25 protein-coding genes and 1 riboswitch are annotated in these 24,924 nt (G+C 71.9%); of the genes, 7 read left to right on the plus strand and 18 right to left on the minus strand.

The features are described 5' to 3' along the window. Positions 1-96: 96 nt before the first annotated feature. Positions 97-1,200, minus strand: coding sequence for an Rv3169 family protein (locus ABT342_RS08400; RefSeq protein ID WP_502965493.1), 1,104 nt, complete (start codon positions 1,198-1,200; stop codon positions 97-99). A 186-nt stretch (positions 1,201-1,386) separates the two neighbouring features. On the opposite strand from ABT342_RS08400, the gene ABT342_RS08405 reads away from it, so the two are divergent. Next, entirely contained in the window at positions 1,387-1,737 is a 351-nt protein-coding gene (locus ABT342_RS08405) for a hypothetical protein (RefSeq protein ID WP_351568921.1), read from the plus strand. Here the strand turns inward: ABT342_RS08405 and ABT342_RS08410 are convergent. Both ABT342_RS08410 and ABT342_RS08415 read right to left on the minus strand, forming a co-directional pair. Beyond that, positions 1,700-2,872, minus strand: coding sequence for an acyl-CoA dehydrogenase family protein (locus tag ABT342_RS08410; protein WP_351568924.1), 1,173 nt, complete (start codon positions 2,870-2,872; stop codon positions 1,700-1,702). The two genes, ABT342_RS08405 and ABT342_RS08410, sit on opposite strands and share 38 nt — an antisense overlap. A gap of 188 nt (positions 2,873-3,060) precedes the next feature. Then, positions 3,061-3,708 carry a TetR/AcrR family transcriptional regulator gene (locus ABT342_RS08415; RefSeq protein WP_351568927.1) on the minus strand — a complete coding sequence of 216 codons (648 nt, stop codon included), beginning with the start codon at positions 3,706-3,708 and terminating at the stop codon, positions 3,061-3,063. Positions 3,709-3,880: 172 nt separating this feature from the next. On the opposite strand from ABT342_RS08415, the gene ABT342_RS08420 reads away from it, so the two are divergent. Together ABT342_RS08420 and ABT342_RS08425 are read left to right on the plus strand one after the other, a co-directional pair. Further along, complete coding sequence (locus tag ABT342_RS08420) at positions 3,881-4,429, plus strand: DUF6230 family protein (protein WP_351569622.1); 549 nt, start codon at positions 3,881-3,883, stop codon at positions 4,427-4,429. Beyond that, positions 4,420-5,454 (plus strand): DUF6114 domain-containing protein, encoded by a 1,035-nt coding sequence (locus ABT342_RS08425; RefSeq protein WP_351568930.1) that lies wholly within the window; start codon positions 4,420-4,422, stop codon positions 5,452-5,454. Before ABT342_RS08420 ends, ABT342_RS08425 begins: the two co-directional genes overlap by 10 nt. Here ABT342_RS08425 and ABT342_RS08430 read toward each other — a convergent pair. Then, positions 5,432-5,572 (minus strand): SCO1431 family membrane protein, encoded by a 141-nt coding sequence (locus ABT342_RS08430; RefSeq protein WP_351568933.1) that lies wholly within the window; start codon positions 5,570-5,572, stop codon positions 5,432-5,434. The two genes, ABT342_RS08425 and ABT342_RS08430, sit on opposite strands and share 23 nt — an antisense overlap. A gap of 75 nt (positions 5,573-5,647) precedes the next feature. Continuing rightward, positions 5,648-7,000, minus strand: a complete 1,353-nt coding sequence (locus tag ABT342_RS08435) for a C39 family peptidase (protein WP_351568936.1) — start codon at positions 6,998-7,000, stop codon at positions 5,648-5,650. A 161-nt stretch (positions 7,001-7,161) separates the two neighbouring features. Here ABT342_RS08435 and ABT342_RS08440 point away from each other — a divergent pair, with 161 nt between their 5' ends. Next, on the plus strand, positions 7,162-7,806 hold the full coding sequence (locus tag ABT342_RS08440; RefSeq protein ID WP_351568939.1) for a uridine kinase family protein: 645 nt from the start codon (positions 7,162-7,164) through the stop codon (positions 7,804-7,806). Between the two features lie 358 nt (positions 7,807-8,164). Continuing rightward, positions 8,165-10,072 carry an AAA family ATPase gene (locus ABT342_RS08445; protein ID WP_351568942.1) on the plus strand — a complete coding sequence of 636 codons (1,908 nt, stop codon included), beginning with the start codon at positions 8,165-8,167 and terminating at the stop codon, positions 10,070-10,072. 46 nt (positions 10,073-10,118) lie between these two features. Here the strand turns inward: ABT342_RS08445 and ABT342_RS08450 are convergent, their stop codons facing one another. The 13 genes from ABT342_RS08450 to ABT342_RS08510 form a co-directional block, all read right to left on the minus strand. After that, entirely contained in the window at positions 10,119-11,204 is a 1,086-nt protein-coding gene (locus ABT342_RS08450; protein WP_351568945.1) for a hemolysin family protein, read from the minus strand. After that, the gene (locus ABT342_RS08455; protein WP_351568948.1) at positions 11,201-12,541 is read right to left on the minus strand and encodes a hemolysin family protein; all 1,341 of its coding nucleotides are present in this window, start codon (positions 12,539-12,541) and stop codon (positions 11,201-11,203) included. Before ABT342_RS08455 ends, ABT342_RS08450 begins: the two co-directional genes overlap by 4 nt. Before the next feature lie 197 nt (positions 12,542-12,738). Then, a complete protein-coding gene (locus ABT342_RS08460) occupies positions 12,739-13,197 on the minus strand; it encodes a PH domain-containing protein (RefSeq protein WP_351568951.1) in 459 nt (152 codons plus the stop codon). Positions 13,198-13,212: 15 nt separating this feature from the next. Next, entirely contained in the window at positions 13,213-14,061 is an 849-nt protein-coding gene (gene hisG / locus ABT342_RS08465) for an ATP phosphoribosyltransferase (RefSeq protein ID WP_351568954.1), read from the minus strand. 67 nt (positions 14,062-14,128) lie between these two features. Next, the gene (locus tag ABT342_RS08470) at positions 14,129-14,401 is read right to left on the minus strand and encodes a phosphoribosyl-ATP diphosphatase (protein ID WP_030951748.1); all 273 of its coding nucleotides are present in this window, start codon (positions 14,399-14,401) and stop codon (positions 14,129-14,131) included. A gap of 33 nt (positions 14,402-14,434) precedes the next feature. Continuing rightward, on the minus strand, positions 14,435-14,920 hold the full coding sequence (ribH, locus tag ABT342_RS08475) for a 6,7-dimethyl-8-ribityllumazine synthase (protein ID WP_351568957.1): 486 nt from the start codon (positions 14,918-14,920) through the stop codon (positions 14,435-14,437). 58 nt (positions 14,921-14,978) lie between these two features. After that, positions 14,979-16,259, minus strand: coding sequence for a bifunctional 3,4-dihydroxy-2-butanone-4-phosphate synthase/GTP cyclohydrolase II (locus ABT342_RS08480; protein WP_351568960.1), 1,281 nt, complete (start codon positions 16,257-16,259; stop codon positions 14,979-14,981). After that, positions 16,256-16,900 (minus strand): nicotinamide mononucleotide transporter family protein, encoded by a 645-nt coding sequence (locus ABT342_RS08485; protein ID WP_351568963.1) that lies wholly within the window; start codon positions 16,898-16,900, stop codon positions 16,256-16,258. Before ABT342_RS08485 ends, ABT342_RS08480 begins: the two co-directional genes overlap by 4 nt. Then, entirely contained in the window at positions 16,897-17,505 is a 609-nt protein-coding gene (locus tag ABT342_RS08490) for a riboflavin synthase (RefSeq protein WP_351568966.1), read from the minus strand. Before ABT342_RS08490 ends, ABT342_RS08485 begins: the two co-directional genes overlap by 4 nt. Then, a complete protein-coding gene (gene ribD / locus ABT342_RS08495) occupies positions 17,506-18,564 on the minus strand; it encodes a bifunctional diaminohydroxyphosphoribosylaminopyrimidine deaminase/5-amino-6-(5-phosphoribosylamino)uracil reductase RibD (protein ID WP_351569625.1) in 1,059 nt (352 codons plus the stop codon). It lies immediately after the preceding gene. A gap of 197 nt (positions 18,565-18,761) precedes the next feature. Further along, positions 18,762-18,892, minus strand: a riboswitch (FMN riboswitch). Between the two features lie 432 nt (positions 18,893-19,324). After that, a complete protein-coding gene (locus tag ABT342_RS08500; protein WP_351568969.1) occupies positions 19,325-19,621 on the minus strand; it encodes a hypothetical protein in 297 nt (98 codons plus the stop codon). A gap of 30 nt (positions 19,622-19,651) precedes the next feature. Further along, positions 19,652-20,146 (minus strand): hypothetical protein, encoded by a 495-nt coding sequence (locus ABT342_RS08505; protein ID WP_351568972.1) that lies wholly within the window; start codon positions 20,144-20,146, stop codon positions 19,652-19,654. Positions 20,147-20,397: 251 nt separating this feature from the next. Further along, positions 20,398-21,786 carry an ROK family transcriptional regulator gene (locus tag ABT342_RS08510; protein ID WP_351568975.1) on the minus strand — a complete coding sequence of 463 codons (1,389 nt, stop codon included), beginning with the start codon at positions 21,784-21,786 and terminating at the stop codon, positions 20,398-20,400. 71 nt (positions 21,787-21,857) lie between these two features. On the opposite strand from ABT342_RS08510, the gene ABT342_RS08515 reads away from it, so the two are divergent. Beyond that, a complete protein-coding gene (locus ABT342_RS08515) occupies positions 21,858-23,090 on the plus strand; it encodes an MFS transporter (protein ID WP_351568977.1) in 1,233 nt (410 codons plus the stop codon). 292 nt (positions 23,091-23,382) lie between these two features. Next, positions 23,383-24,780, plus strand: a complete 1,398-nt coding sequence (locus ABT342_RS08520) for a uracil-xanthine permease family protein (protein ID WP_351568979.1) — start codon at positions 23,383-23,385, stop codon at positions 24,778-24,780. Positions 24,781-24,924: the final 144 nt, after the last annotated feature.

Raw genomic sequence — 24,924 nt, forward strand, 5'->3', positions numbered from 1 at the left:
GGCGCCTGCCGGCATGTCGTACGCCTCCTCACGTGGCTTATGTGGTGGTTTGTGCGGTTCAGGTTAGCCCGTACCGATCCATCGGGCGTCGCCCTCTCACCCCACCGAGTCGTAACCGGTGAAGCCGCTCGGATCGTGGCGGCCGAAACTGCCGTGCTCGAAGATCCCGTACCCCGTCCGCCCCTCCAGCGTGAAGCGAGCCGCGTGGTCGGTGACGCCGTACGCGGCCATGGGATGCGCCGCCGGATCCGAGAGGTCGTACGTCTGCCGGTCGGTCCAGCCCCGCCCCCGCCACGTGCCGTGCTGCCAGTCGGTGGCCGGCGGGTAGCCCGCGCCGACCGCGAGCGGGGAGGAGCAGAGGGTCTCCACGCCCAGTTCCAGCGGCTTGCGCGTGGGGTCCGTGAGATGGATGACGGCCCGCTCGGGGTGGCGGGTGCCGGGACGGTAGCGGATGTCGGTCTGCGGCCAGCCGAGCTGGACGTCGCGCGCGCCCTCGCGCACGAGCACCGCCTCGTTCAGCGTGCGGTGGCCGTCGGCGTCCTCCTGCGCGATGACCATCACGAAACGGTCGTCGAAGCGGACGGGGACCCAGAGCCAGTGGAAGCCCTCCGGGCGGAACTCGTCCCCGCGGCCGGGGTCCTCGCCGGGGATGGGGCGCACGCCCCAGCTGCGGTCGCGGGTGCCGGTCCACTCCCCCGCCGTCACGGCCAGGACCTCGTCGCCCGCGCGGATGGTGCCCGTGCAGTGGCCCGCCTGGACGAAGCGGCGCCCCTCCAGGGTGAGCCGGTCGCCGCGTCGCTGGACGTGGTGGGGTTCCCAGACGGCCGGGAAGTCGGCCTCCCAGACGATGTCGTAGGAGAAGTCGTCCGCCTGGCAGCGCAGCCGCAGCCGGCGCAGCGGCTCCTCCACCGTGATGCTCAGCGGGCCGACCGACAGCCGCATGCGGTCGTCGCCGAGGGCGTCGGACGCCCGTACGGCGTGCAGCTGATCGCCGATACGCAGAGTGGCGTAGGCGTCGATCACCCCGGTGTTGGGGTAGACGCCGAGTCCGGCGATGAGCAGGGCGCGGCCCTGGTGGTCGAGGACGTGGAAGATGCACCGGTCGTAGGCGTTGCGGTCGCCGGTGACGACGTGCTTCATCGAGAGCGGAGCCTGGTGGATCGGGTATTCGTCGAGCCCGATCGGGCGGTCGTCGGACACGCTGGCCTCCTGGTCGGCAAGGGAGTTGACGGTACGTCAGAAACCCTGCGGAGGGCCATACTCGTGTCAGCGAAGAGCGCATGGAGGCACCCCGGGGGCGCCTGGGGACATTCCCGGGTACATGCCGAACTGGCGCTCGAATCAGTACGGCGGTGACCCCTTACGGCCACCGGGCGTTGGCCGGTCATGACCCTGCAGTACCCCACGACCGGCACGGCCGGGACGTACAGCGCAGCCGGCGCGGACGACCAGGTCGGCTCCGTCCCGGTCGGCTCCGTCCCGGTCGGCGGCACAGGACGCCGTCGCTTCACGACTCCGCACGTCGAAGAATCGGTTCCGCATCACGGTGCGCAGCAGGGCGGGCATTCGGCGGACCCGCCCATCTACCGCGCCCTGCTGCACTCCTGGGCGAGCAAGGGCAAAACCCTGCCGGGCCGCCGCGACCAGGAGTGGAACAGGCTCACGGCGGCGCCGGTGTGGACGGACCGGACGGGCTGGGTCAGCGGGACTCTGGTCCCGCGAGGTGACGGGCGATGACCATGCGCTGGATCTGATTGGTGCCCTCGACGATCTGCAGCACCTTGGCCTCGCGCATGAGGCGCTCGACCGGGAAGTCGGCGGTGTAGCCGTAGCCGCCGAGGATCTGCACGGCGTCCGTCGTCACCCTCATCGCCGCGTCCGTGCAGAAGAGCTTCGCCATGGCGGCCTGCCGGGAGAACGGCCGGCCCGCGTCGCGCAGCCGTGCGGCCGCCAGATACAGCGAACGCCCCGCCTCGATCTGCGTCGCCATGTCGGCGAGCATGAAGCGCAGCCCCTGGAAGTCCGCGATGGGGCGCCCGAACTGCTTCCTGCCGGTGGCGTACTCGACGGCCGCGTCGAGCGCCGCCTGGGCGACGCCGACGGCACAGGCCGCGATGCCGAGGCGCCCCGAGTCCAGCGCCGCGAGCGCGATGGCGAACCCCTGCCCCTCCTCGCCGATCCGCCGCGCGTCCGGTACGCGTACCCCGTCGAAGTGCAGCTGGGCGGTGGGCGAGCCCTTCATGCCCATCTTCTTCTCGGGCGCGGCGGCGCTCAGTCCCTCGATGTCGCCGGGCACGAGGAAGGCGGTGATGCCGCGCGGCCCGTCGTCGCCGGTGCGGGCGAGGACGGTGTAGAAGTCGGCGATCCCGCCGTGGGTGATCCAGGCCTTGGTGCCGGTGATCACCCAGTCGTCGCCGTCGCGCACGGCCTTCGTCCGCAGGGACGCGGCGTCCGAACCGGAGGACGGCTCGGAGAGGCAGTACGCGCCGAGCAGCCCGCCGCCGAGCATCGCGGGCAGATGCTCGGCCTGCTGCTCCTTGGTGCCGTACGTGGCCAGGGCGTGGCAGGCGAGGGAATGGACGCTGACGCCGAGGCCGACGGTGAGGCGGGCGGCGGCGAGTTCTTCGAGGACCTGGAGATAGACGGCGTACGGCTGGTCCCCGCCGCCGTGGGCGGAGTCGTACGGCAGGCCGAGCAGGCCGGACTCGGACAGCAGCGAGAAGGTGTCACGGGGGAAGCGGCCCGCTTCCTCCTCCTCGGCCGCGCCGGGAGCGATCTCCCGCTGGACGATGTCGCGGACCAGGGCGATCAGATCCCTGGCCTCCTCGGTGGGCAGCTCACGGTCCACCGGCTGCGGGGCGCGGTCGGGCATGGGGCGCTCTCCTCCCTGTCGGGCGCTGCGGCGGCGCGCGCGAAGGGTTTTGCGGCGCCGCCGGGTCTCACCTGATGCGCCGATGCTGCCCTCCCGGATCACGGAAGTGGCTGACCAGCGGCTGTGGCGGGTTGAGTATGCCCGATCGGAGCGCGTCCGTCACGGGGTCAAGATCCACAGGTCCACTGTCAGGTTTCGGCGGGGTCGGGCGCCGGCCAGTCCGGCTCGAATTCCCCGATCGTGTCGAGCGTGGCGCGCAGCATCCGGACCAGCAGGGCGCACAGGGTCTCGCGGGCCGGCTCCTGGTGCCCCAGCCAGTCGAGCGTCATGCCCTCCACACTGCTGAGCCAGCCCAGCAGCGCGAGCCGGGCGAGCAGCGGGATGTCGCGACGGCCGTACGCGCCCTCGGCGATGGTCGCGATCAGCTCCTCGCGCACCGCGTCCCGGATCGACTGCACCTGGGTGTCGAAGCCGACGCCGCCGGTGACGATGGTGCGGTAGGCGGCCTGGTGGTTCTGGGCGTAGCGGAGGTAGCCGTCGACGGTGCGCTGGACGCGTTCGCGGCGGGGCAGGTCGGTGCCGTCGGCCGCGCGGGCGACGAGGTCGGCGACGGATTCCTCGACGATGGCGAGGTAGTAGCCGCGTTTGCTCCGGAAGTAGTAGTAGATCAGCCCCTTGGCCACACCCGCGTGCCGGGCGATGTCGTCCATCGACAGGGCGTCGTAGGAGGTGTCGGCGAACAACTTGCGTCCGATCGCGATGAGTTCGGCCCGCCGGAGCTGGGACCTTTCGGTCCTGCCGGAGGTCGCCCCGCCGCGTTGTTGACTATTATTCAAATCCGGCCCTACTCTCCCACTGCCACAGAATCCCCGCAGTATGGCAGCCACGCGGCGCAGCCGCCCATGGACACCACGGGAGGATCAAGTGAGCACATCCACAGGGCCGTTACCGGCGTCACGGCCGCCCCGCGAGGGCCGCACCTCCTGGAAGAAGTCCGCCGCGGTGGCGATGCCCGCGGTGCTGGCGGTCGGGGTGATGGCGGGGGTGATGGCCGAGGGCGCGCTGGCCGCGTCCTTCGCCGTCTCCGGGACGAACTTCCAGGTCGCGTCGGGAAAGCTGAGCAGCCAGGGGCTGGCGTCGTACGTCCAGACGGACCGCTCGGTCGACGGCAAGGGGCATCCGGTCGCCCTGCTGGGCATCGGTGAGGCCCGCCTCAGCGACATCTGCCAGGCCGCGGAGGTGGACACCCCGGTGGGCAAGGTGGTGTTCAAGCTGACGGCGGGCGGCAAGGCCGGCGAGGTGACCGCGAGCAATCTGATCATCGACGGGGAGGACCTCGTCGGCGACGCCCGCTTCGGCACGGCCCAGATCGGCCGGGACGCCTCGACGCTCGACTCGGTGGACGGGGTCAAGGGGCCGGCGGGGAAGTTCGGTCTCCAGGCCGGGGACATCGAGGTGGTGGGCGTGCGGTCGCACGCCTGGTCGGCGACCGGCGGCAACTTCCGGCTGAAGGGGCTGCGGGTCGACGTCAGCCTGGACGGCAAGAAGTGCTTCTGAGCGGCGGCGGTCGCGAGGGCGCCGACGGGCGCGAGGATGCCGACGGGCGCGAGGATGCCGACGGGCGCGAGGATGCCGGGGGCCGGAGCGTGTGGAAATCCGGTCGCCCGGCCCGGTCCTCGGCCGCCGAGGGGGCGGCCGACGGGCACGGGCCGCGCTTCGCGCGGTGGCGGGCGGCGTTCCGCGCGTGGCGGCGGACCCGGCCGTTCTGGGGCGGGCTGCTGCTCGTGCTCGGCGGGGCCGAGCTCCTGCTGGTGCCGCTGTCGCCGCTGACCGTGCTGGTCAGCCTGGGGATCGGCGGGCTGGCGGCGATCGGTATCGGGCTCGGGCTGATCACCGCTGGGCTGTTCCTCTGGTTCCTGCCGCACACGCACCATTACGTCTCCGTGCACGCGCTGATCCTGTCGGTGCTGTCGTTCGCAGCGACCAACCTCGGCGGGTTCCTGGTCGGCATGGCACTGGGCATCGCCGGCAGTGCGATGGGCTTCGGCTGGACGCCGGTCAGGGACACTCCCGGCCGGCCGAAGACGCTCGCCGCCGCACTGCCGGTCGTCCTGCTCGCCACGATGAGCGGACCTCCCTCGCAGACGCGGACGGGTCCGGTCACCGTCCCCCGGGCCGCGCCGACCGTGACCACGACGCTCTTCGCCCCGCGGGGCTTCACCCTCGCCGGGGTCACGGAGGTGCCGAGCGTGGCCGGTCCCGTGAAGGTGATGGTGCTGCGGATGCGCGCCGCCTCGCTCACGGACTACCGGCTCATCACGCGCGACGGCGGCGACGAACTCTCCCTCGGCGCCGACTCACTCGATCTGAGCGGGGACGTCACGCTCTATCTGACGAAGTTCAGCGGATGCCTGGAAGGCGTGCTCTGTCTGACCTTCACCCCGGACGGGCTGCCGGTGCCGCCCGTCGTCCCGCCGTTCGTGTTCATGACGGACGTACGCGCGGAGCAGGCCCTGGTCACGTCCGACCTGATCGTCGCGGACGGGCTGACCCTGGGGGTCAGAGCAGGCCGGTCCGGGTGACGAACATGGCGATGACGACGACGAGGATCCAGCCCATGATGTGCTCGACGATCTTCGGGCCGTCGTCCTTGGGGCCCCCGGTGCCGGCCCGGGTCGCGGTGAGAGTGCTCGCGGTCATGGCTTCCACAGTGCCAGCCGCGGCGGCCCGCGCGGGCGAGACGTTCGTCACGGCCCCGCACGGGCCCCGGGCCGGCTAGCGGATGCCGAGGGCGGCCAGCGCCTTGCGCTGCGCGGCCGTCGGGCTCTCGGGCCAGTAGAGGTAACAGACGCCTCCTGTGCCGGAGACCACTTTCCCGCTCGCGTTGTACCGCTTGGTACGGAGCCAGATGTTCTCCCACTCCCGGCGGCGGTACACCCGTCGTACGGCCTCGTTGCTGTCGGACGCCGGATCGTTCGCGATCACATCGCCCTCGGCCGTGAAGCCGACGACCGTCATCAGATGACCGGACGTGCCGTACCCGGCGCCGGTCAGTTCCTCCTTGAGGAACGACTGAGACGTTATGGCCGGGATGCCCGCCTTGATCAGGGTCTCCAGTTCCCCGAGGGACCGTAGCCGGGTGACGACGGCGTTCATGTCCCGGTACGTGGCGGCGTAGGCGGCGTTGAAGGGCCAGTTGCCGCAGCCGTTGTACTGGTAGTCGAAGGTGTACCGGGCGGCGTGGCAGACCTGCGGATCGGCGAAGTCGGGATTGACCCAGGCGAGGTCCTCGGCCGTCGGCTTGCGCCCGTGGTACTCGATGATCATCTGCGAGGAGGTGGGGCTGCACCAGGCCTCGCCGCCGTTGTCGTACTCGGGGTACTGGCCGATGTGGGTGTTCTGCGAGTAGCGCGGTACGGGCAGTTCCACGGCGAGCCGGGGTGCGGAGGCGGGCACGGTGAAGCGGTCCGGGATGTCGGAGGCCATGGCTCCCGCCCGCCACACGGTGGGGGTGAGCTTGCTCCCGGGCGCCCGGTACAAGGTGAGGCGCAGCCGGTACGCGCTGAGGCGCAGCCCGCTCGCCGGGTCGTCGACGGAGAAGGTGTCCGTCCAGATCGTGCTCTTCCCGTCGGTCTGGTCGTCCACGGAGGTGCGGCGGATGTCGGAGGCCCCGTCGCCGGAGGACCAGCGGCCCATGACGAACCAGGGGGTGGCGGTGCCGTCCGAGTACGTTCCGGACAGTGCCACCTGCAGCCAGGTACCCGCAGGGGTGGCGGCGTTCCAGGAGGCGATGACCTCGGTCGCGGGGACGCGGGAGCGGTGCAGCGGAGAGGTCCAGGTCGCGTACTCCCAGGCCGCGGTCTTCCCGGTGTGCGGGTCGGCGTACTCCGTGCGGCCCGCGGGGGTGGCGATGACCAGGCCGGGGCGGCGGCCGGCGACGGCGCGGGTACCGGCGAGCGCGCCGCTCCGCCAGTCGGCGTACGAGGTCCAGAAGCGGTTGTCGACGAGCGCACTCACGGCGTGGCGGGGCACGCCCGCGGCCGTGGCGGTGGAGGACAGTGCGCTGCCGCCGGCCACGGCGGCGACGGCGGCGGTCAGTACGGTTCGGCGCGAAGCGGGTCTGGTCATGAGACCTCCGTATCGGGCAGCGCGGGACACGTGGATGAGGCACGAATGAGGCAACTATCCCGGGCCGCGTACGCCTTCGGCCAGACACCGGGCCCGCGTCGCGCCACCAATATTGGTCTCGACCACTGGCGTGACCTGCGGGCGCCTTTAGGGTGACCCGTATGAGCCACGCCGCCCCCCTCGATCTCGACCGTGCCGCCGCCGCACTGCGCGCCCTGCCGCCGTCCTGCGGACCGGTCCGGCTGATCGCGGTCGACGGTCACGCGGGCTCCGGGAAGAGCACGTTCGCGGCCCGGCTCGCCGGGGCGCTCGGCGGCGCTCCTGTACTCCATCTCGACGATCTGGCCACGCACGATGAACTGTTCGAGTGGACGGACCGGATGCTCGACCAGGTGATCGGGCCGCTGTCGCGCGGCGAGAGGGCCCTGTACGACCCGTACGACTGGAATCTGCGCCGCTTCGCCGCCCCGCGCCCGCTGCCCGCCGCGCCGGTCGTCCTCATGGAGGGGGTCGGGGCGGGCCGCCGGGTGCTGCGGCCGCATCTCGCCGGGCTGCTCTGGATGGAGCGCGAGGCTCCGGCGTCCTGGGCGCGCGGGCGCCATCGCGACGGTCCGGCGCTCTCCGACTTCTGGGACGGCTGGACCGTGGCGGAGACTCGCCATTTCGCGGATGATCCGTCCCGGCCTTTCGCCGACACCCTGGTACGGGAGTGTCCTGAGGGGTACGAGTGGCTCCCGGGGCGGTACGAGACGGCGGGATCGCACCACTTCCTCACGGAACGTGACCAGCTCAGCCCTCCGTACTGAGCAGTCGGAAATCAGCCCCATAAGTGCCTCAACTCTGCTTGACCCAAGGGCCATACAGGTCTTACGTTCTCAATGTGCGGCTTTTCGGAGCCGCCCGGACGCGAAGCCCCCGGTTGTTCCCCCGTGATCGGGGGCTTCGTTCTGCCCTCTTTCCCCTCCCCCGGCGTCGATCCGGCCCCCCGCGCTCACCCTCGGTCACCGTCTGCGGGACGCTCACGACACCCTTAAGCAGCCACTGCCGCGCAGGTACGATGCCTCTCGGTGCGGTCAAAACCCGTCCGCGGCAAGGTGGTTCAGCACGCTCCGACGGGCGCCCGCCCGGCGGGAGGCCACGGGGGCACGTTTTGTGGGGGACCCGATGGATATCGGCACGCAGGGCGCGCTCGCCCCGGCCGACCTCGCCTGGGTGCGCGGTGTGGACGCCTACACGATGGGCGCGTATCCACAGGCGGAAGAGGAGTTCAGAGCCGCCGTCCGGCTCGACCCCGGGATGGCCGACGGCTGGCTCGGCCTGCACGCGCTGCGCGTCGACACGACGACCGCGCTGCTGCGGATGTTCCGGGGCCGGGAGCGCTTCGGCGAACAGCGGGCCCGCCACCGGCGCACGCTGAACTCCTGGTACTGGCTCGGCTGGTGGGTGCAGCCGGTGCTGGAGAGCCCGCGCGATCTGCTGCTCGCGCACGCCTCGCACTGGCTGGACGGCCGGCATGTGCCCGAGCTGGACCAGGCGCTCGCCGGACTGCCCCCCATCGACACCGATCCGCAGGTGCGGTTCCTGCACGCGTGCCGCGCGTATCTGGTCAAGGACTGGGAGCAGCTCGTACGGCACACCGAAGCGCTCGTCGACGATCCGCTGCTCGGCATCGAGGCCGGGCTCTTCGGCGGGATGGCGCGGGTCAGGCTGGAGATGTACGGGCACGCCGAGCCGCTGCTGTCGACGGCGCTGATGCGCTGCCGCAGTGAGCAGCCGCAGCGCAAGGAGCTGCGGTACTGGCTGGCCCGCGCCCACGAGGGCACCGGGCGCAGCGCCGCCGCGCTGCCGCTGTACCGCGCGGTGCACCGGGTCGATCCGGCGTTCATGGACACCTCGGCCCGGCTCGCCGCGATCGCGGAGTACGACGGGATCGACGGGCCCGACGAGCCGGCCGGGCTCGCGGCGGTGTCGCTGGCCGGGGCCGGCGTGGGGCAGGACGCGGTGGACTCCCAGGCCGATGCGGAGGCGCCGCCCACGCCGGAGCCGCGGTTCGGGCCGGACCCCCAGACGCCGCCGTTCGGCGCGGCGGGCCCGGCCGCGCCCGCCGCCCCGGCCGACGGCGTACGGGAGAAGGCGGCCGTGCCGTCCCAGCCGACGCCCGCGTCGTTCCCGGGCGGCCCGACCGATCCGGTGCTGCTCGCCGACGCGCTCGCGGAGCTGGAGCGGATGGTCGGCCTGGAGCCGGTGAAACGGCAGGTCAAGGCGCTCTCCGCACAGCTCAACATGGCCCGGCTGCGGGCGGCCCAGGGACTCCCGGTGCAGCCTCCGAAGCGGCACTTCGTCTTCTCCGGCCCGTCCGGCACCGGGAAGACCACCGTGGCGCGGATCCTCGGGCGGGTGTTCTACGCGCTCGGGCTGCTCGGCGGCGACCATCTGGTGGAGGCGCAGCGATCCGATCTGGTGGGTGAGTTCCTCGGCCAGACGGCGGTGAAGGCGAACGAGCTGATCGACTCGGCACTGGGCGGGGTGCTGTTCGTGGACGAGGCGTATTCGCTGTCGAACACGGGGTACAGCAAGGGCGACGCGTACGGCGACGAGGCCCTTCAGGTGCTGTTGAAGCGCGCCGAGGACAACCGTGACCATCTGGTGGTCATCCTGGCGGGCTACCCGGAGGGCATGGACCGGCTGCTCGCCACCAACCCGGGGCTGTCCTCGCGGTTCACCACTCGGGTCGACTTCCCCTCGTACCGCCCGCTGGAGCTGACCTCGATAGGCGAGGTGCTGGCGGCGGCCAACGGTGACCTGTGGGACGAGGAGGCGCTGGACGAGCTGCGCTCGATCAGCGGGCACGTCGTGGACCAGGGGTGGATCGACGAGCTGGGCAACGGGCGGTTTCTGCGCACGCTGTACGAGAAGAGCTGCGCGTACCGGGATCTGCGGCTGTCGGGGTACCCCGGTACGCCGACGCGGGACGATCTGGCGACGCTGCGGCTCGCCGATCTGATGCAGGCCTACGGGGAGGTCCTCTCGGGCCGGGGGCCCGTGGACCCTCCCCGCCCGCCCGGCGCCTGAGGACGGACACACGGTCCGGCGCCGGACGGGCACGGAGGGCGGGCGGTCACCCCGTGAGCGCACCCTCCGCGGGAGCACGGCGGGGTCCCGGGGCCGGAGCCCCCCGGTGGGACGGGTCCCTCACCTCGCCCACCAGCATTTCCAGGACGTCCTCCAGGGCCACGAGCCCGAGCACGCGGCCCGACGCGTCGGCGACCTGGGCCAGGTGGGTGGCCGCGCGGCGCATCACCGTGAGGGCGTCGTCGAGGGGGAGCTCGGCCCGCAGCGTGGACAGGGGGCGCCAGATGTGCTGCGGTACGGCCCGCTCGCGGTCCTCCAGGTCCAGGACGTCCTTGACGTGAAGGAAGCCCATGAACGGGCCGTTGCCCTCGCCCCGGACCGGGAAGCGGGAGTAACCGGTGCGTACCGTCAGCTCCTCGATCTGCCGGGGCGTGACCGACGGGGGCACGGTCACCAGGGCCGAACGGGCGATGAGGACGTCCGTCACCGGGCGGCTGCCCAGCTCCAGCGCGTCCTCCAGACGCTCCTGCTCCTCCCGGTCGAGCAGCCCCGCCTGCCCCGCGTCCTCGACGAGCTGCCCGAGCTGGTCGCTGGTGAAGACGGCCTCCACCTCGTCCTTCGGCTCGACGCGGAACAGCTTGAGCACCAGCCGGGCGCAGGCGCCCAGCGACACGGTCACCGGGCGGCACAGCCGGGCGAAGCCGACGAGCGCCGGGCTGAGCCAGAGCGCGGTCTTCTCCGGTGCGGCCATCGCGAGGTTCTTCGGGAGCATCTCGCCGATGACGAGGTGCAGGAAGACGACGACGGCCAGCGCGATCACGTACCCGAGCGGGTGGATCAGTGCCCCGGGGACGTGGACGGCGTGGAACACCGGCTCCAGCAGGTGCGCCACGGTCGGCTCGGCCACCGCGCCGAGGGTCAGCGAGCAGACGGTGATGCCGAACTGCGCGGCGGCCATCATCTGCGGCAGGTTCTCCAGACCGTGCAGCACCTGGCGGGCCCGCGAGGAGCCACCGGCGGCGAGCGGCTCGATCTGGCTGCGGCGTACCGACACGAGGGCGAACTCGGCGCCGACGAAGAAGCCGTTGGCGAGCACGAGGAGCAGCGCGAACAGCAGTTGGAGGACGCTCATCGGGCCGCCTCCGCACGGTTCGTCACATCGGCGGTACGTACCAGCTTGACCCGTTCCGCCCGGTAGCGGTCCACCTGGCGCACGGACAGCCGCCAGCCGGGCAGCTCGGCCCGGTCGCCGGGGGCCGGGATCCGGCCGAGCAGGTCGGCGACGAGCCCGGCGACGGTCTCGTACGGACCGTCGGGCACGTCGAGGCCTATCCGCCGCAGCGTCAGGACCCGGCAGCTGCCGTCGGCCTCCCAGGCGGGCTTCCCGTCCTCGGGTGCGATCGCGGCCAGTTCCGGCCGCCCGTCGGCCTCGGCGTCGTGCTCGTCGCGGACCTCGCCGACGAGCTCCTCGACGATGTCCTCCAGGGTGACGACGCCTGCCGTGCCGCCGTACTCGTCGACGACGACGGCGATGGGCTGCTCGCTGCGCAGCCGTGCCAGCAGCTGCCGCACCGGCAGGGTCTCGGGCACCAGCAGCGGCGGGACGGCGATGCGGCCGACCGGGGTACGCAGCCGCTGATGGCTCTGTACGGCCAGCGCGTCCTTGAGGTGGACCATGCCGACGATCTCGTCGATGCGGTCGCGGTAGACGGGGAAGCGCGAGAGGCCGGTGGCCCGGGTGAGGTTGAGGACGTCCGCCGCGGTCGCGTCGGACTGCAGGGCGCTCATCTTCACGCGCGGGGTCATCACGTGCTGGGCGGTGAGCCGGCCGAGTGACAGGGTCCGTACGAACAGATCGGCCGTGTCCTGCTCCAGGGCTCCCGCGCGCGCCGAATGGCGGGCCAGGGAGACCAGTTCGCCGGGGGTACGGGCGGAGGCCAGCTCCTCCGTGGGCTCGACGCCGAACGCCCGCACGAGCCGGTTGGCGACGGCGTTGAGCACCGCGATCACGGGCCGGAAGACGACCGAGAAGCGGTGCTGCGGTCCGGCCACGAACCGGGCGACCTGCAACGGACGCGATACCGCCCAGTTCTTCGGGACGAGCTCGCCGATCACCATCTGGACGGCGGAGGCGAGCAGCATGCCGATGACCACGGCCACGCCGGGGACGATCCCCTCCGGTATGCCCACCGCGGTGAGCGGGGCATCGAGCAGCTGGGCGAGCGCGGGCTCGGCGAGCATGCCGACGACGAGCGAGGTGATGGTGATTCCGAGCTGGGTGCCGGAGAGCTGGAACGACAGCTCGCGCAGGGCTCGTACGACACCCCGGGCGCGGCGGTCGCCCTCGGCCGCGGCGCGCTCGGCGTTCGCGCGTTCGACGGTGACGAGGCCGAACTCGGCCGCCACGAAGAAGCCGTTCGCCAGGATGAGAAGGAATGCCGCGAAGAGCAGCAGTAGCGGGATGATCATGCCGCCGCCTCCTGGGAGGGGGCGGCGCAGGTACTACCGGACGATCCGTCCATTGCCGGAGGGAGTCACTCCTCGGTTCGCAGGTGCCTCACGGGCCACCGTGGCCGCGCGGGTGTGAGGCGGAGGCGCACCCGGCGCCTCCGCCTCAAGAGTAATCACGACCCCGCCTCGCGGGGCAGGGGCACAGGGCCCGACTTTCAGCGGTGATCCGTGCCGGTGCCCCGGGTTTCGACGAGCGCGCGCAGCGCCCGTGCGTCGCGGACGGCGTGCTGCCGGGCGATCCCCGGCTGGATGCCGAGGACCGGGAGGCTGGTGCCGTCACTCAGATCGAGGAAGACCCAGGGGTCACCCGGACGGAGGTTCACCCGGAGGATCTCCGCCCATTCCAGCCGCCGGCTGCGGGTGAGATTGACCACGGTGACGCCCTGGTCGTCGGCGTCGACCTTGGGGCGGCTGAGCAGGGCCAGCACACCGAAGAACAACAGCGCGGTCAGGATGAAGCTGATCCGCTCCCCGGGGTTCAGCTTCTCCAGTGCCAGGGCGACGGCCGTGATGACGGCGAGCATCGCCGTTCCGACGGTCAGCAGGACGGCCCGGGTGCGGGTCGGCCGGAAGGTGACGGGAAGGGCGGGCAGTTCCTGCTGCTCCACAGACATGATCCGGTCCGCCGATCAGAGACGGCAGGCGTGGATCGCCGTCGTCAGGATCGCGCGGGCGCCCAGCTCGTACAGATCGTCCATGATCCGCTGCGCCTCCTTGGCCGGAACCATCGCGCGGACGGCGACCCAGCCCTCGTTGTGCAGCGGGGAGACGGTCGGCGACTCCAGTCCCGGGGTGAGGGCGACGGCCTGCTCCAGGTTCTCGACCCGGCAGTCGTAGTCCATCATCACGTAGGACCGGGCGACGAGGACGCCCTGGAGGCGGCGCAGGAACTGCTGCACCTTCGGGTCGTCCGCCTTCGCGCCCGTGCGGCGGATGACGACGGCCTCGGAGGTCAGGATCGGCTCGCCGATCACGCCGAGGCCGGCGTTGCGCAGGCTGGTGCCGGTCTCCACGACGTCGGCGATGACCTGGGCCACACCGAGCTCGATCGCCGTCTCGACGGCGCCGTCGAGGTGGACGACGGAGGCGTCGATGCCGTTGTCCGCGAGGTGCTTGGCGACGATGCCCTCGTAGGAGGTGGCGATCGTCAGCCCGCCGAAGTCCTCGACTCCGGTGGCGGTGCCGGGCTTGGTGGCGTAGCGGAACGTGGAGCGGGCGAAGCCGAGCTGGAGGATCTCCTCGGCGTTGGCGCCGGAGTCCAGCAGCAGGTCGCGGCCGGTGATGCCGATGTCGAGCCGGCCCGAGCTGACGTAGATCGCGATGTCGCGCGGGCGCAGATAGAAGAACTCGACCTCGTTCTCCGGGTCGACCAGAACGAGTTCCTTGGAGTCCTTGCGCTGCTGGTAGCCCGCCTCATGGAGCATCTCCCCCGCAGGTCCGGACAGTGAACCCTTGTTGGGGACGGCGATGCGCAGCATGAGGTGGGCTTCCTTCGCTTGGGAGGGTGCGGGCTTGCGGGGGGGGTGCGGGTCGGGGCTCGACGGCTCAGAGGTGTGCGTAGACGTCGTCGAGGGAGATCCCGCGCGCGACCATCATCACCTGGACGTGGTACAGCAGCTGCGAGATCTCCTCGGCGGCGGCTTCCTTGCCCTCGTACTCGGCCGCCATCCAGACTTCGGCGGCCTCTTCGACAACCTTCTTGCCGATGGCATGGACCCCCTTGTCCACCAGCTCGGCGGTGCGGGAGGTGGCGGGGTCGCCGTTGGCGGCCTTGTGCTGGAGCTCGGTGAAGAGCTCCTCGAAAGTCTTCTTGGACATGGTGGTCCCACCCTACGCGGAAGTGGCTCCTCCTCAGCGCCAGGGTTCAGATACTGAACGCAGCGTCGCCGCGGTGGCCACGGCGGCGGTGACCGCCTCGTGTCCCTTGTCCTCGTTCGAGCCCTCCAGGCCGGCCCGGTCGAGGGCCTGCTCCTCGGTGTCGACGGTCAGTACGCCGAAGCCGACGGGAACGCCCGTGTCGACGGAGACCTGGGTGAGGCCCTGGGTGACGCCCTGACACACGTACTCGAAGTGCGGGGTGCCGCCGCGGATGACGACGCCGAGCGCGACGATCGCGTCGTAGCCGCGCCCCGCCAGCACCTTGGCGACGACGGGGAGCTCGAAGCTGCCGGGGACCCGCAGCAGGGTCGGCTCGTCGATGCCCAGCTCGTGCAGCGCACGCAGGGCACCGTCGACGAGGCCGTCCATGATCTTCTCGTGCCACTGGGCCGCGATGACGGCCACGCGGAGGTCTCCGCAGTTACGTACGGACAGTTCTGGCGCGCCCTTGCCGCTCACGTTCTCTCCTCGGGTCTTTCTTCGACCGTTTGCTTTACCGATTGCCTGACGGATGTGCTTACTGGTTGCCGCAGGTGGACGCGGTGGAGCCGTCCAGCCAGGGCAGGTCGTGTCCCATACGGTCCCGCTTGGTCCGCAGGTAACGCAGGTTGTGCTCGCCCGCCTGGACCGGCATGGGCTCGCGGCCCTCGACCTTCAGGCCGTACCGCACCAGCGCGCTGATCTTCTCGGGGTTGTTGGTCATCAGCCGCAGGCTGCGTACGCCGAGGTCGACGAGGATCTGCGCGCCCGCGGCGTAGTCCCGGGCGTCGGCGGGCAGGCCGAGCTCCAGATTGGCGTCCAGCGTGTCACGGCCGCGTTCCTGGAGCTCGTACGCCCGCAGTTTGGACAGCAGGCCGATGCCGCGGCCCTCGTGCCCGCGCAGGTAGACGACCACACCGCGGCCCGCCTCGGTGATGCGCTCCATGGAGGCCTGGAGCTGGGGGCCGCAGTCGCAGCGCAGCGAGTGGAAGATGTCGCCGGTCAGGCACTCGGAGTGGACCCGGACGAGCACGTCCTCGCCGTCGCCGATGTCGCCGTGGACGAGGGCGACGTGCTCGACGCCGTCGACGGTGGACCGGTAGCCGTACGCGGTGAACGCACCGTGCGCGGTCGGCAGGTTGACCTCGGCCTCGCGCCGGACGGTCGGCTCGGAGCTGCGGCGGTAGGCGATCAGGTCCTCGATGGAGATGATCGTCAGGCCGTGCTTGCGGGCGAACGGGATCAGCTCGGGCAGCCGCAGCATGACGCCGTCCTCGCCGGCGATCTCGACGATCGCCCCGGCGGGGCGCAGGCCAGCGAGCCGGGCGAGGTCGACGGCGGCCTCCGTGTGGCCGTTGCGCACGAGGACCCCGCCGGGCTTGGCGCGCAGCGGGAAGATGTGGCCGGGGCGGACGAAGTCGGTCGCCTCGGCGCGGCCGCTCGCCAGCAGCTGGAGGGTGGTGGCACGGTCGGCGGCGGAGATTCCGGTGGTCACACCGTGCACGGGGGCGGCGTCCACCGTGACGGTGAAGGCCGTGCGCATCGACTCGGTGTTGTTCTCGACCATCTGGGGCAGCTGGAGCCGCTCCAGTTCGTCGCTCTCCATGGGCGCGCAGATCATTCCGCGGCACTCGCTCATCATGAAGGCGATGACCTCGGGGGTGGCCTTCTCGGCCGCGATGACGAGGTCGCCCTCGTTCTCGCGGTCCTCGTCGTCGACGACGACGACGGGCCGGCCGGCGGCGATGTCGCGGATGGCCTGCTCGACGGGGTCGAGGGAGAGGTCCTCCTCCGCGTACCAGGTGGGCAGTGCGCTCATGCTGCCGCTCCTTCCAGGGCTGGGGACGTACGGGACCGGAGCCACCAGTCGCGCATGCCCCACAGGACGAGCGCGCCGTAGATGACGTAGACGAATCCGGAGAAGGCGTAACCGTTGGCGAAGTTCAGCGGGACGCCGACCAGGTCGACGAGCAGCCAGGCGAACCAGAACTCGACCATGCCGCGGGCCTGGGCGTACATGGCGACCAGGGTGCCGACGAAGATGTACGCGTCGGGCCAGGGGTCCCACGACAGCTTCGGGTACGCGGTGAAGAGGAGGGCGACGGCGACGGTGCCGAGGGCGGCCGCGGCGACCATGATGCCGCGCTCGCGCCAGGTGGCGAACCGTACGCCGATCGAGCCGTCCTGGGCCTGCTGCCGGCCGCGGCTCCACTGCCAGAAGCCCCAGGCTGCCACTGCCATGACGACGACCTGCTTGCCGGCGCTGCCGGTCAGGTGCGGGGCGAACGCGATGAACAGGATGACACCGGCCAGGAACTGGGCGGGCCAGGTCCATATCGAGCGCCGCCAGCCGAGGGCGAGGGCGGCCAGGCCGATGATGTTGCCGATCATGTCGGACCAGATGACGTGCTGTCCGAAGGCCGTGAACGCCTCGGAGTTGAGCCAGCTGACGGCGCTCACTTGGCGCTCTCCTCGGCGTCGGCGCCGAGCAGCCGCTCGACGTACTTGGCGATGACATCGACCTCGAGGTTGACCGGGTCGCCGGGCTGCTTGATGCCGAGCGTGGTCAGCGCGAGGGTGGTGGGGATCAGGCTGATGGTGAAGTGGTCGCGCCCGGCGTCGACCACGGTGAGGCTGACTCCGTCGACGGTGATGGAGCCCTTCTCGACGACGTAGCGGCTCAGGCCGGCGGGGAGGGAGATCTTGACGAGCTCCCAGTTCTCGGACGGCGTGCGCTCGGCGATCGTGCCGGTGCCGTCGACGTGTCCCTGCACGATGTGCCCGCCGAACCGGCCGTCGGCCACCATGGGCCGCTCCAGGTTGACGCGGGAGCCGACGGTGAGCGCCCCGAGGCTGGAGCGCTTCAGCGTCTCGGCCATCACATCGGCGGTGAACTCGCCCTCACCGGTCTCCACCACGGTGAGGCAGACGCCGTTGACGGCGATCGAGTCGCCGTGCTTGGCGCCTTCCGTGACGACGGGGCCGCGCAGGCGGAAGCGGGAGGAGTCGTCGAGTTCCTCGACGGCCGTGACCTCGCCCAGCTCTTCGACGATTCCGGTGAACACTCAAGCTCCCCTGCTGGTTGTGCTGACGGTGGCGGTGACCCGCAGATCGGGGCCGATGCGTACGGCCTCGGTCATGTCGAGCCGCAACGCCTCGGTGATGGTGGTGATTCCGGCGTCGGCGAGGGCGGGGCGGCCCGCGCCGAGGAGTACGGGGGCGAGGTATCCGACGACCGTGTCGACGGCACCCGCTTCGACGAACGAGCCGGCGAGCGCCGGGCCGCCTTCGAGGAGTACGGAGCGGACGCCGCGCTCGTACAGGGCTGCCAGCAGCGCGGGCACGGAGAGGCCGTGGCCGTCCCTGGGGAGCCGTACGACGTCCGTGAGGTCCGTCGCGGCGTCCTCGGCGATCGCGATCAGGGTCGGCGCGGCGTCGTCGAGGACCCGGGCGCCGGGCTTGACGGCGGTCGCCTCGGTGTCGACGACGACCCGGAGGGGCTGTACGGCGCCTTCGATGCCCCGGACCGCCAGGTGCGGGTCGTCGGCGCGGGCCGTGCCGGAGCCGACGATCACGGCGTCGGCCTCGGCGCGCAGCCGGTGGACGTCGGCACGGGACTCGGGGGAGCTGATCCAGCGGCTGGTGCCGTCGGCGGCGGCGATACGGCCGTCGAGGGTGGCGGCGTACTTCCACAGGACGTAGGGCCGGCCGAGGCGGACGGAGCTGAGCCAGGCGATGTTCCCGGCCTCGGCCTCGTCGGCGAGGAGGCCCCGCTCGACCTGGACGCCGGCCGCGCGGAGTGCGTCCGCACCGCCGGTGGCCTGCGGGGTCGGGTCGGCGACGGCGTACACGACCCGGGTGATCCCGGCATCGATGAGCGCCTGCGCGCAGGGGCCGGTGCGACCGGTGTGATTGCAGGGTTCGAGCGTGACGTACGCGGTGCCGCCACGGGCGCTCCCGCCGGCCTCGCGCAGTGCGTGGACCTCGGCGTGCGGCCCTCCGGCGCGCTGGTGGAACCCGGCGCCCACGGTCCGTCCGGCGGCGTCGGTGATGACGCACCCGACGACCGGGTTGGGGCTGGTGGAGCCGAGTCCGCGGGCGGCGAGCGCGATGGCTCGGCGCATGGCGTCTGCGTCGACTGCGGCTTCGGTGGCCACCGGATCCTCCTGCCTCTTCGGGCACGGACTCCGGGGCTGTCGACGAACGACAGAGCAAAGCGGAACAGACACCTCACGGGAACGCCGAGCCCGATGGAACCGGTCGGCCGTCATCAAGGACGCCGATCGGCCACAGACGGCCGACGAACCACGAGGGTCGCCCGCCGCGCACTGCCTCCCATCCGGACTTTCACCGTCGGTCCAGGAATTTCACCTGGTCAACCGGCCGCTGGATGCGGACGGGTCGCGGACTGTAACCGCCGGTTCGGAATTACACCGACCCCGGAGTGCGCTGCTGCTGATACAGGGCCAGTGTGCCACGCCCGATCGCGGGCCATGCGGGTGAATACCTGTGGGCTGGCTCACAGGGCTCGCGAAAGCGCACACCGGAGGGCCATGGCCGGAGCCCGCTCATGAGCGCTCACCACCCCCGGAAGGCCAGGCTCCGCATTCTCGGCATATTCACTGACGCACCGTCATATGCGCGTCCCACCACGGGGGTTAGCCACAGGTGAGCAAGAAGATTCTCCTGGCGGCAGGATGCGCGTGTGCCACATCGACCTCACCGCCGATCTCAGCCCCCTGCACGACTGCAGCGGGTGGAGCGAATGGATCAGCATTGACTCCGGCAGCCCGCGCTGAGCCCTGACGCGATGGCCCGCCGGTTCACCCGGCGGGCCGTTTCGCATGCCGGCGGCGGGTGCCCCGCCGCCGGATCAGGCGCTGCTCACGACGGCGGGGTCGTCGCCCTGGCGGCGGATTCGGCGCAGACGACGACATGCGCGGTGCCGGGCCGGGTGGCCTCGAGGCGCCGGTAGTACTCGGCGGTCTCCTCGCAGGTCATGCCGTACGCGCCGTCGCAGGAGACGGGGTTCTTCTCGGGGGGATCACAGTCCGGCACCGAGGGGGACGCGTAGGGGGCCGGCGGGGGCGTGGCCGCGGGGGTGGACGAGATGACCCATGAGGTGGCCGCGTATCCGGCCGTGCCGATGACGACGACCGCGCACACGTACAGGCGCAGCATGCGGTGTTTCACCAGGCCGCCCCCGCCTGCTCAGTCGACCACGGTGACGGTCGTGCCGGCGGTGCCGAAGGTCCAGACGGCGTCGCCGTCGGCGGGGCGCAGGCGGATCCCGCCGGTCTGGGCTCCGGGCGCGGGCTTCGGCGACGAGCCGTCCACCGCCTGGGAGAACCCGATGGAGACACCGGACTTCGTCGCGAAATAGACGATGTTCTCGATCTCCACCCCGTCGGAACCGATGCCCTTGTCGCGCCGGAAGGAGACGGCATAGCTGCCCTTTGCCGGGCTCAGTGTTCCCGGCCAGACGGTGAAGGAACGCTGAGCGCCGTTGTTGGCGTCGACCAGCCACACCCGCTGCTGCCCGAGCGAGTAGACCATGCGCCGGCCCTGTCCCGAATCGGCGGGAATCGCCACCGGTGCCGGCTGTCGGGGCTTGGTGGAGCGCTCGGCACCCGGGGACGAGGAGGGCCGCGCCTTGTCGTCCGTCGGACGCGGCGGGGTCGCGTGACTGGCCTGCACGGCGAGCATGGCGACAACCGCGATGGCCGCCGAAGTGAGAGCAGTGACCCAAACCCACGAGGTCTGCCTACGGGCTTCCACGGGTGCGCGTCTCCTCAACTCTAGGAAGTCCGAGCATCGTACAAGGTGAAAACCGCCCGACGATCAGCAGCTTCGAGCCCCCGGACCGGGGGGTTCGGGGGCGCCGACGACGTCCCGCATCTCAGGACCGCGGTGCGAACAGGTCGCACCTCCCGGCCGCGGTGCACACAGGTCGTCCCTCAGGGCCGCGGCGCGAACAGGTCGTCCTGCGCCGCGTCACGGGCGGTGAGCAGCGCGCCGCGGAGGACCGCCTGGCCGCCCAGGGCCGCCGGGCGGATCACCGTGTGCAGCGGCGAGAGCGCGGCGACGCGGGCCTCGACGCGGGTGGCGAGGGCGGGGCCGCCCGCGTGGCCGATCTCGCCGCCGAGGACCACGCACCCGGGGTCGAGTACGGCGGCGACGGCCGCGGCGCCGATGGCGAGGCGGTCGGCGAGGGCGTCGAGGAAGGCGGCGGAGCGGTCGACGGGCGATGGAGCGTACGGGAGCGGAGCCGCCCGCGGTCCGTTCGCACCCTCACCGGGAGTCCCCTGCAGTCCGTTCGCGCCCGCGCAGCCCCCGTCCGGTCCCGCCTGCGGCCCGTTCGTCCGCGCCCCGCCCCCGTCCGGTCCCGCCTGCGGCCCGTTCGTCCGCTCCCCGCCCCCGTCCGGTCCCGCCTGCGGCCCGTTCGTCCGCTCCCCGACCTCGTCCGGTCCCGCCGAGGCGGCGGCGGTGCGTACCGCCGCTTCCGCGTCGCCCTCGATGCCGTACCGGACCGCGAGTTCGCGGACCGCGGCCGCTGCGGCCAGGGCGTGGAAGCCGCCGTCGCAACCGGTGGCCGACGGGAGGCCGCCGGTGCCGGGGACGGGCAGGAAGCCGACCTCGCCCGCCCCGCCGGAGGCTCCCCGGCGGACCTTGCCGCCGAGGACGACGGCGGCGCCCACCCCCTGACCGAGCCAGAGGAGGACGAAGTCGTCCCGGTCGCGGGCGGCGCCGAGGCGCTGTTCGGCGACGGCCGCGAGGTTGGTCTCGTTCTCGACGAGCACGGTCGCGGGGAGACGTTCCTGCAGGGCCGCGACGAGGCTGCGGTGCCAGGCGGGCAGGCCCGTGGAGTCCCGCAGCTCGCCGGTGACGGGGTCGATCAGGCCCGGCGCCCCGATCCCGACGCTGTGCAGGCGGGCGACGCCCGCCTCGCGCGCCGTGCGTTCCAGGAGCGCCGCGGCCCGCTCGACGGCCGGGCCGGTGCCGGTGTCGCTGCCGATGGGGAGGGTGGCCTCCGCGAGGGTGCGGCCGAGGAGGTCGGCGACGACGACCGAGACGCCCTGGGTGCGGACGTCGAGGGCGGCCAGATGGGCACGGTCGGCGACGATCCCGTACAGCCGGGCGTTCGGGCCGCGGCGCTGCTCACCCGCCTCGCCGACGACCTGGACGAGCCCCGAGCCCTGGAGCCGCTCCACGAGGTCGGCGACGGTCGGGCGGGAGAGGCCGGTGAGCGACTTCAGCTGAGTCGCCGTCAACGGGCCTTCCTGCTGGAGCAGTCGCAGGGCGAGCCGGTCGTTGATGGCTCGGGCGGTGCTCGGGGATGCTGGCATGCCGGGAATCCTCCCAGATCGTGCTGCTGCCGCTTCTATTTATCAGGCAGGGTTCCTGATAGTTTACGGGAATGCCCATCGACGTGGCCTACGACGAGCGACAACTGACCAGAGCCCGGTACGCCGTGGCCGCCGTCTTCTGTGTGCACGGAGCCGTGACCGGCAGCTTCGCCACCCGAATCCCCTGGATCCAGGACCACGCCGGGGTCGGGGCCGGCCAGCTCGGACTCGCGCTCGCCTTCCCCGCGATCGGCGCGTCCGTCGCCATGCCGCTCGCCGGGCGCATCAGCCATCGCTTCGGGGCCCGCAACGCACTGCGCGGGCTGATCGCCCTGTGGACGCTCGCGCTCGCGCTCCCCGCCCTCTCCCCCGACGTGTACGCGCTCTGCGCCACGCTGTTCGTGTACGGCGCCACCGCCGGAATGGCCGACGTCGCCATGAACGCGCTCGGCGTCGAGGTCGAGAACCGGCTCGACCGTTCGATCATGTCGAGCCTGCACGGCATGTGGAGCGCGGGCGCCCTCATCGGCTCGGCCGCCGGCACGCTCGCCGCGCACCTCGGCAGCGACGCCCGCCTGCACCACCTCCTCGCGGCGGCCGTCCTCACCGCGCTGGGCCTGCTGGCCTGCCAGGGCGTACTGGACCTGCGCAGCACCCCGGACGAGGAGCCTCCGCCGCGCTTCGCGCTGCCGCCGCGCTCCGCGCTGGTCATCGGGGCGATCGGATTCTGCGGGGTGTTCGCGGAGGGGGCCAGCCTGGACTGGTCGGCGGTGTATCTGCGCAACGAGCTGGGTACGTCGGCGGGGCTCGCGGCCGCCTCCACCACCGCGTTCGCGCTGACGATGGCGGTCGCCCGGCTCCTGGGCGACCGGGTGGTGGACCGCTTCGGGCCGGTGCGCACCGTCCGGGTGGGGGGTGTGCTGGCGACGGCCGGCGGGCTCGCGGTGGTGCTGGCGACCCATCCGGCCGTGGCGATGCTGGGGTTCGGGTGCATCGGGCTCGGTGTCGCCGTCGTGGTGCCGCTGGCGTTCGCGGCGGCGGGGCGCAGCGGTACGAATCCGAGCCTGTCGATCGCGGGGGTCGCGACGATCACGTACACCTCGGGGCTGATCGCGCCGTCGGCGATCGGCGGTATCGCGGATCTGACGTCGCTGGTCGTGTCGTTCGCGCTGGTGACGGTGCTGGCGTTCGGGCTGGTGGTGGGGGCGGGGGTGCTGCGGGGCAGTGCGCGGGGCGCGGCCGCGGCCGGCTCGGGCGGGGAGCCCGCCCCGAAGCCCCCGCTCCTCAAGCGCCGCGAGGGCTGATGTCCCGGCGGGCGGAGTCTCAGCCCTTGATCGAGTCCAGCCGCTCCGCCTCCGGCCGCGGCGCCCATACGTCCCGCCCGGCGGCTCCTCCAGCACTCCGACCGGGCACCTGGATGCGATTCATGAACGAGGCCGTGTGAGCGTCATGAACGAGGCCGTGTGAGCGGAGGGCCGCCAGGTGCCGGTGACCATGCCGTTCGCGCGATGCGCGCATCGGATCCGGGCGACGGCGTCCCCGTACGATTGCGCTGATCTTCGGCCCCTCCCACCCCCCCTCTGAACTGGAGCATCCATGGACCTCGGCGTGCGCTGGCGCCTGCACGGCGACGGACGGACACCCGCACCCGGGGCCGTCGTCCGCCCCGACGAGCGGCTGTCCTGGCCGCGTACGGCAGGGCTCGGCGCGCAGCACGTCGTGGCCATGTTCGGGGCGTCGTTCGTGGCGCCCGTGCTCATGGGGCTCGACCCCAACCTCGCGATCATGATGTCCGGCGTGGCGACCGTGATCTTCTTGCTCGCGACCCGGGGCCGCATCCCCAGCTATCTGGGCTGTTCGCTCTCCTTCGTCGGCGTTGCCGCGACCATCCGCGCCACCGGCGGCGACAGTGCCACCGTCACCGGAGCGGTCCTCGTCGTCGGCGTGGCGCTCTTCCTCGCGGGCCTCGCCGTGCAGCGCTTCGGCGCGCGGATCATCCACGCCGCCATGCCGCCGATCGTCACGGGCGCGGTGGTCATGCTGATCGGCTTCAACCTGGCGCCGGTCACGGCGTCCACGTACTGGCCGCAGGACCAGTGGACCGCGCTGCTGGTGATGCTGTTCACCGGGCTGGCCGTGGTCTGTCTGCGCGGCTTCTTCTCCCGCATCGCGATCTTCCTCGGGCTGATCTTCGGCTACGCCGTCTCCTGGGTCTTCGACCGGATCTTCGGCAAGATCCACTCGACGACGGGCGGCGCCGAGGCGGTGGACCACTGGCGCCTCGATCTCTCCGGGGTCTCCAAGGCCGACTGGATCGGTCTGCCGAGCTTCCACGCGCCGAGCTTCGAATGGTCCGCGATCCTGGTGGCCCTGCCCGTCGTCATCGCCCTGATCGCCGAGAACGCCGGGCACGTCAAGGCCGTCGGAGAGATGACCGGCGACCCGCAGGACGACAAGCTCGGCACCGCCATCGCCGCCGACGGCGCCGCGTCCGTCCTCTCCACCGCCGTGGGCGGCCCGCCCAACACCACATACTCCGAGAACATCGGCGTCATGGCCGCCACCCGCGTGTACTCGACGGCCGCCTACTGGGCCGCCGCGGGCTTCGCGCTCCTCTTCGGGCTCTGCCCGAAGTTCGGCGCGGTCGTGGCCGCGATCCCCGGCGGCGTGCTGGGCGGGATCACCGTCATCCTGTACGGAATGATCGGCCTGCTCGGGGCACAGATCTGGATCAACGCCAAGGTGGATCTGCGCAATCCGCTCAACCTGGTACCGGCGGCGGCGGGCATCATCATCGGCGTCGGTGGCGTCAGCCTGAAGTTCACCGAGAACTTCGAGCTCAGCGGGATCGCCCTGGGCACGATCGTCGTCATCACCGGCTACCACGTGCTGCGCGCGTTCGCGCCCGCGCACATGAAGGGGCAGGAGCCTCTGCTGGACGCCGGTACGTCCACCTACGACGAGGGCGACAGCCGGCCAGAGGTCAAGGCGTAGGCGTAGGCGTAGGCAGGGGTGAACGTGCCCGCCGCGCCCCCGCAGCCGTCCAACTCACCCGCACGTTCCGCCGCCCGCTCGGGGCTCCGCCCGTAACGGAGCCGTCCCCCGTTCTGGGGAAGCCCCGGCAGGGCGGCACCTGTC

Origin of the sequence: Streptomyces sp. NPDC000410, from assembly GCF_040300305.1 — a bacterium.
In the GTDB taxonomy this organism is placed as follows: Bacteria; Actinomycetota; Actinomycetes; order Streptomycetales; family Streptomycetaceae; genus Streptomyces.

Bases quoted from the DNA above. Each gene is read 5' to 3' on its own strand.
- ABT342_RS08450 (WP_351568945.1), bottom strand. From the start codon at position 11,204: ATGAGCGTCCTCCAACTGCTGTTCGCGCTGCTCCTCGTGCTCGCCAAC.
- ABT342_RS08455 (WP_351568948.1), bottom strand. From the start codon at position 12,541: ATGATCATCCCGCTACTGCTGCTCTTCGCGGCATTCCTTCTCATCCTG.
- ABT342_RS08460 (WP_351568951.1), bottom strand. From the start codon at position 13,197: ATGTCTGTGGAGCAGCAGGAACTGCCCGCCCTTCCCGTCACCTTCCGG.
- hisG (WP_351568954.1), bottom strand. From the start codon at position 14,061: ATGCTGCGCATCGCCGTCCCCAACAAGGGTTCACTGTCCGGACCTGCG.
- ABT342_RS08510 (WP_351568975.1), bottom strand. From the start codon at position 21,786: ATGCCAGCATCCCCGAGCACCGCCCGAGCCATCAACGACCGGCTCGCC.
- ABT342_RS08505 (WP_351568972.1), bottom strand. From the start codon at position 20,146: ATGCTCGCCGTGCAGGCCAGTCACGCGACCCCGCCGCGTCCGACGGAC.
- ABT342_RS08515 (WP_351568977.1), top strand. From the start codon at position 21,858: ATGCCCATCGACGTGGCCTACGACGAGCGACAACTGACCAGAGCCCGG.
- ABT342_RS08520 (WP_351568979.1), top strand. From the start codon at position 23,383: ATGGACCTCGGCGTGCGCTGGCGCCTGCACGGCGACGGACGGACACCC.
- ABT342_RS08430 (WP_351568933.1), bottom strand. From the start codon at position 5,572: ATGACCGCGAGCACTCTCACCGCGACCCGGGCCGGCACCGGGGGCCCC.
- ABT342_RS08500 (WP_351568969.1), bottom strand. From the start codon at position 19,621: ATGCTGCGCCTGTACGTGTGCGCGGTCGTCGTCATCGGCACGGCCGGA.
- ABT342_RS08420 (WP_351569622.1), top strand. From the start codon at position 3,881: ATGCCCGCGGTGCTGGCGGTCGGGGTGATGGCGGGGGTGATGGCCGAG.
- ABT342_RS08440 (WP_351568939.1), top strand. From the start codon at position 7,162: ATGAGCCACGCCGCCCCCCTCGATCTCGACCGTGCCGCCGCCGCACTG.
- ABT342_RS08405 (WP_351568921.1), top strand. From the start codon at position 1,387: ATGACCCTGCAGTACCCCACGACCGGCACGGCCGGGACGTACAGCGCA.
- ABT342_RS08480 (WP_351568960.1), bottom strand. From the start codon at position 16,259: ATGAGCGCACTGCCCACCTGGTACGCGGAGGAGGACCTCTCCCTCGAC.
- ABT342_RS08435 (WP_351568936.1), bottom strand. From the start codon at position 7,000: ATGACCAGACCCGCTTCGCGCCGAACCGTACTGACCGCCGCCGTCGCC.
- ABT342_RS08445 (WP_351568942.1), top strand. From the start codon at position 8,165: ATGGATATCGGCACGCAGGGCGCGCTCGCCCCGGCCGACCTCGCCTGG.
- ABT342_RS08470 (WP_030951748.1), bottom strand. From the start codon at position 14,401: ATGTCCAAGAAGACTTTCGAGGAGCTCTTCACCGAGCTCCAGCACAAG.
- ribD (WP_351569625.1), bottom strand. From the start codon at position 18,564: ATGCGCCGAGCCATCGCGCTCGCCGCCCGCGGACTCGGCTCCACCAGC.
- ABT342_RS08410 (WP_351568924.1), bottom strand. From the start codon at position 2,872: ATGCCCGACCGCGCCCCGCAGCCGGTGGACCGTGAGCTGCCCACCGAG.